This window comes from Streptomyces sp. ATLC9 (assembly GCF_057196705.1).
Genome location: NZ_JBXUOY010000185.1, coordinates 1 through 10773, shown reverse-complemented (window position 1 = coordinate 10773; position 10773 = coordinate 1). Strand labels below are relative to the sequence as shown.

Here is a 10773-nt window from a genome sequence, read left to right as displayed (position 1 = left end):
GAGCCAGGGCCGCCGCGCCCCAGGCGGCCAGCGCGGGCGGCACCAGCCGCAGGTCGGCCGGCCCCTCCTGGTGCGGCTCCGCCGCCCCCAGCCGGTGACCGGTGGCGGCGTGGACCGCCGACCGGTCCTCCGCACCGGCTTCCGTACGAGCCGCCGCGCGGCCCCCCGTAGCGGTCGGCGTGCTCGCGGTCACGGCCCGACCAGCGGCTTCAGCTCGGCGAAGCGGCGTTCCCCGATTCCGCTGACCTCACGGAGTTCCTCGACGGAGGAGAAGCCGCCGCGTTCGGTGCGGTGGTCGATGATGCGCCGGGCCATCACGGGCCCGATGCCGGGGAGCGTGTCGAGCTGCTCGGCCGTGGCGGAGTTGAGGCTGACCGGTCCGCCCGTCGCCGGTCCGCCCCCGGCCGCGGCGGGCGCACCGGGGACGGGCGGACCGGCGGCGGGCGCCGTGGGGGGCTCCCCGACGACGATCTGCTCACCGTCGGCCAGCGGCCGGGCGCGGTTGACTCCGTGGAGGTCGGTGCCCGGCCGGATGCCACCCGCGGCCCGCAGGGCGTCGGCCACCCTGGCTCCGGCCGGCAGCCGGTGTACCCCGGGCCTGCGGACCTCGCCCGTCACGTCCACCAGCAGCGCCCCTCCCCCGGCGCCCCCGCCGGAGGCCGGGCCCGGAGCCCCCGCGGGCGCCGGGGCGGAGACGGGAGCCGTGGGAGGGGCCGGGGAAGGCACGGGACGCGGGCGGGAGGCCGGCTCCACCGGCGGCGCCTGTACCGTCTGCGGACGCCCGTTCCAGAAGTGGTGTACGGCGAAGCCGAGGGCCACGGCCAGGGCCAGGGCGAGTGCGGCCAGCGTGCGCGGCTCCACCCCGCACCGCGTACGTACCCACAGCGGTAGCCTGTCCCGTACGGCCTCCGCCAGCCGTGCGCGCCGGGTCGCGCCCTCGGGGGCGGTGTCCGGCTCGGTCTCGGGGGCGCGCGCACCGCCCGGGCCGGGAACGCCGCGGGAGCCGGGGACGGAAGCGGGATGGGGGACGGTCTGACGCGGCATCGGCGCCCGCTCCGCCGTCCGCCCCCGCGAGCGCTCCGCCGCCAGACGGGCGGCTCGCGCCTGCCGGACCGCGTCGCGTGCGGCCGTGACGGCCTCCGTCCGCGACAGCGTGGCGTGCGGTCCGTCGGCGCCGGGATCGTGCGGTACCGGCACCGGCTCCGGCTCCGGCTCCGAGGCGGGGGCCGGTGGGAGCTCCCCGAGCAGCGCTCCCGCGCGGGCCCTCAGGGGCGCCGCCTCGGCGGTCCGCCGGGACGCCCGCCGGCGCCCGTGCCGCCCCGCGTACGGGGTGCCCCCGCCGGGGACTCGGTGGCGGCCGGGGCCCGCCGCCAGGGGGCGCAGAGGCGGGCGGGTGGAGGACCGGGGGGCGGAGGTGCGCGGCCGCGGGCGTGGTGGGGTGCTCATGCCGCCCGACGGTAGGCGGGAGCGCCCGTCCCGTCCGGGCACGGCTTCTCTCCGTGGACTACCGGCCGGTTGTGGACAACTCCGTCACCTGCCGGAGTGACACCACCACACCCAGCAGCCCCGGCCCCGTGTGCGCGCCGATGACCGCCCCCACCTCGCTGACGTGCAGTTCCCCAAGCCCCGGCAGCCGGGTGCGCAGCCGCTGCGCGAGCTTCTCGGCGCGGTCCGCGGCCGACAGGTGGTGGACGGCGACGTCCACACCGGCGCCGCCCGCCCGCTCCGCCACGATCTCCTCCAGACGGGCGATGGCACGGGAGGCGGTGCGGACCTTCTCCAGCATGCCGATACGGCCGTCCTCCAGCTCCAGCAGCGGTTTCACCGCCAGGGCCGAGCCCAGCAGGGCCCGGGCCGCGCCGATGCGTCCGCCGCGCCGCAGGTACTCCAGGGTGTCCACGTAGAAGAACGCGGAGGTTCCCTCGGCCCGCTGCCGGGCCGCGGCGACCGTCTCGTCCAGCGTGCCGCCCGCCTCGGCGGCCTCGGCCGCGGCCAGGGCGCAGAAGCCCAGCGCCATCGCCACCATGCCGGTGTCCACCACCCGCACCGGTACGGGCGCCTCGCGCGCGGCGGCCACGGCCGCGTCGTAGGTGCCGGAGAGCTCGGCCGACAGGTGGAGGGAGACGATGCCCTCCACCCCCGGCTCCCGCGCGATGGAGCGGTAGGCCTCGGCGAACACCTGCGGGCCGGGGCGGGATGTGGTCACGGACCGCCGTTTCCGCAGGGCCTCGGCCAGCGAGCGGGCGGAGAGCTCGGTGCCCTCCTCCAGAGCCCGGTCGCCCAGCACCACGGTCAGCGGCACCGAGGCGATGCGGTGGTGTTCCAGCGCCGCCCGCGGCAGGTAGGCCGTGGAATCAGTGACGATCGCGACATGGCGGGACATGGGGCGGAGATTACCGGGCTCCTCCCCGCCGGGGCGAAGCGAGCGGTGCGCCGCGGTCCCGGACATCGCGGCCCACTGCCCGGCGGACCGTTCAGCGGCCTTCCGCGGCGGTGCGGCCCGGGCGGGCGGGGTGGACGAGCCGGGTGGGCCGTGCGGGGCTCATGACGCGCTCTGCGGGCGATCCTTGCCGAACTCCGGGCCGAGTTCCCTGGTGAAATCGGCGCCGGAGTCCGCCGTGTGCCCGTGCGGGGCGCTCTTCGGGCCTTCGATACCCGGTGTCCGCGGATCCCGGGCGCCGGAAGCGGGAGTTCCGGGGGCGGATGCCTGGGAGGCGGGGGTTTCGGGGGCGGGGATCTCCGAGGCGGGAGCCGACCAGTGCCGCAGTGCGCCCGCCTCGATCTCGATCTGCTCACTCAGCGCGTGCAGTCCGTCCTCGTCGTGGTACCGGGCCCGGTCCTGCACGGCGAAGCGCAGCGAGTCGGCGGAGGCGCGGATGCGGTCGGCGCGTTCACGCGCGTCCGGGAGCCGGGCGGCGATCCGGCCGCGGTCGGGCTCACGTTCCATCAGCAGCCGCAGCTCGCCGTCGAGCTGGCGGGCGTGTTCGTCGAGCCGGTCGAGCAGACCGGCCGCCTCGCCCAGCGAGGGGTCGTCCCGGCTTCCGGTCTCCAGCGCCCGGCGCGTGCTGTCCAGGGAGCCGCGCAGTTCCAGCCGTACCCGGGCCAGTTCGCCCACCGGGCCCGGCTGGGCGCTGCGGGCCTTGAGCGTGGTCTCCTCGACGGTGCGGCGCACCTGCCGCTCCGTCCGCTCCACGCCTCGCCTGACCGCGCGCACGGTCTTCACCGTGGCGACCGCGCCGAGGACGACGAAGAGCACGAAGAGGAAGGCCAGCAGACCGATGACGAACTCCACAGCTCCGCTCCCTCGTCGGCCGGTGTGCCGCCTCCTCCGGGCCCGGAGGAGGCGGTCGTCCTCCCAGGGTAAACGTGCGGGGCCGGTGCCGGGTTCCGTTGGGCCCGAAATGCCCCCGCATCCGCCCCGTAGGGGTTCCGGCGGTCTCCCGGAACGGTCCGGTCCCCCTCCCCGCCCGCCTTCTCGCCGCCGTCCGCCGGCTGGTCTACCGTCGGTCCACGCCCGTAGTCGGACTGGACGGTGGTGCGACCATGCACACGCACACGGAGACGGACCCCGCCGGCGGCCTGCCCGAAGAGCCGCCCGGGGGCCCGGCCGGCGATCTGGCCGGGGACCTGGCCGCCATCGTGGGACGCGGCCACGTCAGGACCGACGACGGAGCGCTGACCGCCTACGCCCGCGACGCCACCCCCCTGTTCCACGCCCGGCCGCAGGCCGTGGTGCTGCCCGGCAGCACCGAGGAGGTCGCCGCGATCCTGCGGTACGCCACCGAGCGGGGCGTACCGGTCGTACCGCGCGGCGCGGGCTCCAACCTGTGCGCCGCCACCGTGCCCCTGCGCGGCGGCATCGTCATGGTGCTCACCCGGCTGGACCGGATCCTGGAGGTCAGCCCCGCCGAACTGCTGGCCCGCGTCCAGCCCGGGGTGACCACCGCCGCGCTGGCGGACGCGGCGGCGCGCGAGGGCCTGCTGTACGCCCCCGACCCCGGCAGCCGCACCGTCTCCACCGTCGGCGGCAACGTGGCGACCTGCGCCGGCGGCCTGCGCGGCCTGAAGTACGGCGTCACCCGCAACCACGTGCTCGGCCTGGAGGCCGTCCTGCCCACCGGGGAGGTCGTCCGCACCGGCGGCCGGCTGTGGAAGGACGTGGCCGGCTACGACCTCACCCGGCTGCTGACCGGCTCGGAGGGCACTCTCGCGGTGATCACCGAGGCCACCGTGGCCCTGCTGCCCGCTCCCGAGGAGACCGGTACCGGGGTCGCCTACTTCGACTCCCTCGCCGACGCCTCCCGGGCGGTCGCGGCCGTCATCGCCGACGGGATCGTCCCGGCCACGCTGGAGTTCCTGGACCGCAAGTGCGTCTCGGCCGTCGAGGAGTTCGCCGGGCTCGGCCTGCGGCGGGACGCCGGGGCGCTGCTGCTCTTCGGCGACGACGGGTCGAGGCGCACCGTGGCGGGCAGCCTCGCACGCATCGGGGAGGTGTGCGAGGGCTCCGGAGCCCTGGAGGTCACCCTCGCCGAGGACGTCGCCCGTGCCGACGCCCTGCTCGTCGCCCGCCGCTGCTCGCTGCCGGCGCTCTCCCGGCTGGGTTCGCTGACGATCCTGGAGGACGCCACCGTGCCCCGCCACAGGCTCGCCGAGATGGTGGACCGCATCGACGGGATCGCCGACCGCCACGGCCTGCGGATCGCCACCTTCGGACACGCCGGGGACGGCAACCTCCACCCCACCTGCGTACTCGACCCCGACGACGGCGAGGGGGCCGACCGCGCCCACCGGGCGTTCGCCGAGATCTTCGCGGCCGCCATCGCCCTGGACGGCACCATCACCGGCGAGCACGGCGTGGGTGCCGCCAAACTGCCCTACCTGGCCGACCGGATCGGGGACGACCAGGTCGCACTGCTGCGCCGCATCAAGAGGGCCTTCGACCCGGCGGGCATCCTCAACCCGGGAAAGCTCGGATCCTGACCCCCTCCCCGCCCGACGGCGGGGCGTCCACGGAGGAACACCGATGACCGACTCCGCACCCCGTCCCGCTCGCCACCCCGGTCCGGCGTCCTCTCCCGGTCCCGCCGCCGGACGGGGCGAGGGTCTGGGCGTCTTCGACAAGGCGCTGCTCGACCGCTGCATCTCCTGCGGGTTCTGCCTGCCCGCCTGCCCCACCTACGCCCTCACCCGCCAGGAGCCCTCCTCCCCGCGCGGCCGTATCACCCTGATGCGGGCGCTGGAGTCCGGCGACCTCGCCCCGGACGATCCCACCCTGGCCGAGGAGTCGTCGTTCTGCCTGGGATGCCGGGCCTGCGAGCCGGTCTGCCCGGCGGGCGTGGAGTACGGGCGGCTGCTGGAGCAGTGGCGCGACCACCAGTGGCGGGGGCGCGCCCGGCCCCTGATCGCCCGTCTGCTGATGGCCGCGGTGTCCCGGCCGTGGCTGCTGCGGATGCAGGGGCTGGTGCGGCGCCATGCCCGCGACCGCCGTGCCGCCCGCGGCCGCGGCCTCGTGCGCGCAGGGCGGGAGCGGCAGGTCTCGCTGATGCTGGGCTGCGCCGAGCGCGGGCTGTACCCGTCCGTCTCACGCGCCGTGCGCGAGCTGCGGCCGGAGGTCACCGTCCCCGCGGGGCAGGGCTGTTGCGGCGCGCTGCACGCCCACAACGGCGACTCGGCCGGCGGCGCGGAGATGGCCCGCGCGCTCGGCGAGCGGCTGCCCGGCACCGTCTTGACCACCTCCGGGGGCTGCGCCGCCCATCTCGCCCACCACCTGGGCCGCGACCGCGTCAGGGAGCTGAGCGAGTACCTGGAGGGCGCCGGCCACCGGCCCTCGGGCCCGGTCACGGTCGGCGGGCGCCGGGCGCGGGTGGCCCTCCAGGACTCCTGCCATCTGCGCAACGGTCTGGGTGTGACCCGCCCGCCCCGCGAACTCGTCGCCGCGGTGGCCGACTACGTCGAGCTGCCCGGCGCGGGCGACTGCTGCGGCGCCGCCGGCACGTACGCGATGCTGCGGCCGGACGACAGCCGGGCCGTGCTGGACCCGAAGCTGGAGGCCCTGCGGAAGCTGGACGTGGACTACGTGGTGGCGGTCAATCCCGGCTGCCTGCGCCAGCTGAGGCAGGGGCTGCGCCGTACGCGTTCCCGTACGAGGGCCGTGCATCTGGCCGAACTGCTCGCCATGGCGGCGCGTTCGGAGCCGGAGGCCGCACCGCGGCCGGGGGCCGGAGGGGAACCGGCCCCCGGAGCGACGGAGGGCTGAACGCGCGGCGGCGGGGCCGCGGCCGGTGAGCCGCGGCCGGTGAGCCGCGGCCCCGCCGCACGGCGTACGTGCCCGGACGGTCAGGCCGGAACGATGTTCACCAGCTTCGGCGCCCGCACGATCACCTTGCGGACTTCCGCTCCGCCCAGCGCGCCGGCGATCGCCGGCTCGGCCAGCGCCCGCGCCTCCAGATCGGCCTCGGAGACGTCCGGGGCGACCTCCAGCCGGGCCCTGACCTTGCCCCGCACCTGCACGACGCAGGTCACGGTCTCGTCCACCACGTACCGCGGATCGGCCACGGGGAGGTCCTCGTGGACGACGCTGGTGCCGTGGCCCAGTCCGCGCCACAGCTCCTCGGCGATGTGCGGGGCCAGCGGCGCGATCAGCAGCACCAGGTGCTCGGCCACCTCACGCGGCACCTCACGCAGCCGGGTGAGGTGGTTGTTCAGCTCGGTGATCTTCGCGATGGCGGTGTTGAAACGCAGGCCCTCCATGTCCTGCCGCACCCCGTCGACCGTCTTGTGCAGCACGCGCAGGGTCTCCTCGTCCGGCTCGGCGTCGACGACCGAGACCTCGCCCGTCGCCTCGTCGACGACGTTGCGCCACAGCCGCTGCAGCAGCCGGTACTGGCCGACGACCGCGCGGGTGTCCCACGGGCGGGAGACGTCCAGCGGGCCCATCGCCATCTCGTACAGCCGCAGGGTGTCCGCGCCGTACTCGGCGCAGATCTCGTCCGGGGTGACGGCGTTCTTCAGGGACTTGCCCATCTTGCCCAGCGCCCGGTCGACCCTCTCGCCGTCGTACCAGTAGGCGCCGTCGCGCTCGGTCACCTCGGCGGCGGGCACCGCGATGCCGCGGGAGTCGCGGTAGACGTAGGCCTGGATCATGCCCTGGTTGAAGAGCTTGTGGAACGGCTCGGCCGAGGAGATGTGCCCCAGGTCGTACAGCACCTTGGACCAGAAGCGGGCGTACAGCAGGTGCAGCACGGCGTGTTCGGCGCCGCCGACGTACAGGTCCACGCCGCCGGTGGGCATCCCCTCGCGCGGGCCCATCCAGTAGCGCTCGATCTCCGGGTCGACCAGCTTCTCGTCGTTGTGCGGGTCCAGGTAGCGCAGTTCGTACCAGCAGGAGCCCGCCCAGTTGGGCATGGTGTTGGTCTCGCGGCGGAACCTGCGCGGGCCGCGCCCGTCGCCCAGGTCCAGGGTGACGTTCACCCAGTCCTCGTTCCGCGACAGCGGTGTCTCGGGCTCGGTGTCGGCGTCGTCGGGGTCGAAGGTGCGCGGGGAGTAGTCCTCGACCTCGGGCAGTTGCAGCGGCAGCATCGACTCGGGCAGCGCGTGCGCCACGCCGTCCTCGTCGTAGACGATCGGGAACGGCTCGCCCCAGTAGCGCTGGCGGCTGAACAGCCAGTCGCGCAGGCGGTAGTTGACGGTGCCCTCGCCGATGCCGCGCTCGGTCAGCCACTCGGTCGCCCGGGCCTTGGCCTCGGTCACGCCCAGACCGTCCAGCGACACCTCCACACCGGTGGAGTTGATGATCGCGGCGTCGTGGGAGGAGAAGGCGTCGTCCCAGGTCGCCGGGTCGGTGCCGCGGCCGTCGGTCGGCTCGACCACGCAGCGCATCGGCAGCTCGAAGGCCCGGGCGAAGGCGAAGTCGCGGCTGTCGTGCGCGGGGACGGCCATGATCGCGCCGGTGCCGTAGCCCATCAGCACGTAGTCGGCGATGAAGACGGGGATCCGCTCGCCGCCCGCCGGGTTGACGGCGTAGGCGCCGGTGAAGACACCGGTCTTCTCCCTGGCCTCGGCCTGCCGCTCGACGTCCGACTTGGCGGCCGCCCGCTTGCGGTACTCCGAGACCGCCTCGGCCGGCGTGGAGTGGCCGCCCGTCCACACCTTCCGGGTGCCCTCGGGCCAGGCGTCGGGGACGATCCGGTCCACCAGCTCGTGCTCGGGCGCCAGCACCATGTACATGGCCCCGAACAGCGTGTCCTGACGGGTGGTGAAGACGGTGATCCGCTCAGCGGAGCCATCGCCGCCGGAGGCATCGACCGGGAACTCGATGCGGGCGCCCTCGCTGCGGCCGATCCAGTTGCGCTGCTGCAGCTTGATCGCCTCGGGCCAGTCCAGCGCGTCCAGGTCGCGCAGCAGCCGCTCGGCGTAGGCGGTGATGCGCATGTTCCACTGACGCAGCTCGGCCTTGAAGACGGGGTAGTTGCCGCGCTCGGAGCGGCCCTCGGCGGTGACCTCCTCGTTGGCCAGGACGGTGCCCAGGCCGGGGCACCAGTTGACCGGCGCGTCGGAGGCGTACGCCAGGCGGTACCCGCCCAGTACGTCGGCCCGCTCGGCCTCGCTCAGCTCGCTCCAGGCCCGGCCGTCCGGGGTGGGGCGGGCGCCGGCCTCGAACTGCCCGACCAGTTCGGAGATCGGCCGGGCCCGGTCGGCCTCCTCGTCGTACCAGGAGTTGAAGATCTGCAGGAAGATCCACTGGGTCCACTTGTAGTAGTCCGGGTCGATCGTGGCGAAGGACCGGCGCTGGTCGTGGCCCAGGCCCAGCCGCCGCAGTTGGGCCTTCATGTTCCTGATGTTGGCCTCGGTGGACACCCGCGGGTGGGTGCCGGTCTGCACGGCGTACTGCTCGGCGGGCAGGCCGAAGGCGTCGAAGCCCAGGGTGTGCAGCACGTTGTGGCCGGTCATGCGCAGATAGCGCGCGGTGACGTCCGTGGCGATGTAGCCCAGCGGATGCCCGACGTGCAGGCCCGCGCCCGAGGGGTACGGGAACATGTCCATGATGAAGCGCTTGGGGCGGGCAACGGTCTCCGGATCGCCGGCCAGGTCCCCGCCGGGATTGGGGGCCTCGTACACGCCGCGCTCGTCCCAGAAGTCCTGCCAGCGCGCCTCGATCTCCGCGGCCAGCGCGGCCGTGTAGCGATGGGGGGCCGCGGTCTCCGCGGCGGCGGTGGTCTCGCTCATCGTCCTCTAAGCTCCATCGGTCGTCGTCTGCCCGCGGAGGGCTCACGGCCCGTAAACGAAAAGACCCCTCACACAGGAGGGGATGCCGCGCTGGTTCCGACCTCACCGGAACCGGGACCGGAGGGTCGGCGCTGGTTCAGCGCGGCCCGCTAAGCAGAAGGCGTACGGCACGCATGTCGTCAGGGTACCGCAAGGCCGCTCCGGCCCCGGCGTCCGTCCGGACCCCGGACGGACGGGAACGGGCCGCCCGTCCGGGCGGCCCGTTCTCTCACCACTGTGGAGCTAAGGAGAATTGAACTCCTGACCTCTTGCATGCCATGCAAGCGCTCTACCAACTGAGCTATAGCCCCTTGTCGCCCGCCGCGTCCCCGCGGCGGCGGTGCCTACTGTACACGCCCCGGAGCTCCCTTCGCCAAATCCCATAACGGGTAGGTCACGGCCGCCCGGGTACTGTCGTAACCTCCACGCCCGTACGCGCTTCCCCGCCGCGTCCGGGCAACCGGCCGCGCCCGCGCGCACGTCCACGCACACGGCCGGCCGTGGAGGATCCCGCCCGCCCCGCCCGCCCCGACGACCGTCACAGCCAGGACCCGGAGCCGCCCGTGAGTACGCTGCAGTTGACCGCCGACCGCCGGTTCCCCGTGGCTCGGGCGTACCTGCTGAAGCGGTCCACGCTGCTCGCGGCCGTGTGCTGCCTGGTCTCCTTCACCGCCTTCCTGACGGCGCAGAACGCGGCGGACGTCTCCATGATCGACCTGATGGTCTACCGTGCCGAGGGCTGGACGGCCCGCACCGGCGGCGACCTCTACGCGATGCGTGCCACGCACGCCGAACTGCCCATGACCTACCCGCCGTTCGCCGCTCTGCTGTTCATACCCCTGACCCTCGTCGACGTACCCACCATGCGGCTGATGGCGACCGGGGCGAACCTCGTCCTGCTGGTCGCCCTGGTCCACCTGTCGCTGCGGCTGACCGGACGTCCGCTGAACCTGCCGCGCCCGGCCGCCGCCCTGGCGCTGTCGGCGGTCGCCGTCTGGTGCGAGCCGGTGTGGACGACGCTGCGGTACGGCCAGATCAACCTGCTGCTGGCGGTGCTGGTGCTGTGGGACCTGTCCCGGCGCGCGGGCCACCGCTGGGCCGGTGCCGGCATCGGGGTCGCCGCCGGGATCAAACTGACCCCCGCCCTGTTCGCGGTGTTCCTGGCCCTGTGCGGGCTGACGCTGGCCTGGCGGCGGAGGCGGCTCGCCGGCGGCCCGGCACGGCTGTGGAACCACTGGCTGCGCCGGGCCGCCGTCGCCTCGGGCGCGTTCACCGGAACGGTCGTACTGGCGGTGCTGGTGCTGCCGCGGGACTCCCGGAACTTCTGGACCGAGGCGGTCTTCTCGCCCGAGCGCGTCGGCCGGGTCGAGGACACCGCCAACCAGTCGCTGCGCGGCGTCCTGGCGCGGTTGCTGCACACGGCCGAACCCGGCGCCGGCTGGACGCTCCTCGCCGTCGCGGCGGCCCTGGCGGGGCTCGCCGCCGCGGTGGCCGCGGCCCTCGCCGGCC

At 74.9% G+C, this 10773-nt stretch carries 7 protein-coding genes, 1 tRNA gene and 1 pseudogene; 3 read left to right on the top strand and 6 right to left on the bottom strand.

The features are described from left to right. From AC2CJA_RS18505 to AC2CJA_RS18490, 4 genes and pseudogenes are all read right to left on the bottom strand, one after another. A pseudogene (locus tag AC2CJA_RS18505) lies at positions 1 to 193 on the bottom strand (hypothetical protein); the annotation flags it as partial. After that, positions 190 to 1446 (bottom strand): ComEA family DNA-binding protein, encoded by a 1257-nt coding sequence (locus AC2CJA_RS18500; RefSeq protein WP_484603814.1) that lies wholly within the window; start codon positions 1444 to 1446, stop codon positions 190 to 192. The pseudogene AC2CJA_RS18505 and the gene AC2CJA_RS18500, both read right to left, overlap by 4 nt. A 58-nt stretch (positions 1447 to 1504) precedes the next feature. Next, positions 1505 to 2383 carry a DegV family protein gene (locus AC2CJA_RS18495; protein WP_484603813.1) on the bottom strand — a complete coding sequence of 293 codons (879 nt, stop codon included), beginning with the start codon at positions 2381 to 2383 and terminating at the stop codon, positions 1505 to 1507. 159 nt (positions 2384 to 2542) lie between these two features. Beyond that, positions 2543 to 3292 (bottom strand): hypothetical protein, encoded by a 750-nt coding sequence (locus AC2CJA_RS18490; protein ID WP_484603812.1) that lies wholly within the window; start codon positions 3290 to 3292, stop codon positions 2543 to 2545. A 251-nt stretch (positions 3293 to 3543) separates the two neighbouring features. On the opposite strand from AC2CJA_RS18490, the gene AC2CJA_RS18485 reads away from it, so the two are divergent. Both AC2CJA_RS18485 and AC2CJA_RS18480 read left to right on the top strand, forming a co-directional pair. Continuing rightward, positions 3544 to 4980: an FAD-binding oxidoreductase gene (locus AC2CJA_RS18485; protein ID WP_484603811.1), complete on the top strand. Its 1437-nt coding sequence runs from the start codon at positions 3544 to 3546 to the stop codon at positions 4978 to 4980. A 43-nt stretch (positions 4981 to 5023) separates the two neighbouring features. Further along, the gene (locus tag AC2CJA_RS18480; protein WP_484603810.1) at positions 5024 to 6256 is read left to right on the top strand and encodes a (Fe-S)-binding protein; all 1233 of its coding nucleotides are present in this window, start codon (positions 5024 to 5026) and stop codon (positions 6254 to 6256) included. An 80-nt stretch (positions 6257 to 6336) separates the two neighbouring features. On the opposite strand, the gene leuS is transcribed toward AC2CJA_RS18480, so the two are convergent. Beyond that, positions 6337 to 9225: a leucine--tRNA ligase gene (leuS, locus tag AC2CJA_RS18475; protein WP_484603809.1), complete on the bottom strand. Its 2889-nt coding sequence runs from the start codon at positions 9223 to 9225 to the stop codon at positions 6337 to 6339. Positions 9226 to 9502: 277 nt separating this feature from the next. Further along, positions 9503 to 9575, bottom strand: a tRNA-Ala gene (locus AC2CJA_RS18470). Positions 9576 to 9827: 252 nt separating this feature from the next. Here AC2CJA_RS18470 and AC2CJA_RS18465 point away from each other — a divergent pair. Next, the coding region (locus AC2CJA_RS18465) for a glycosyltransferase 87 family protein (protein ID WP_484603808.1) at positions 9828 to 10773 on the top strand (946 nt) is incomplete at its 3' end.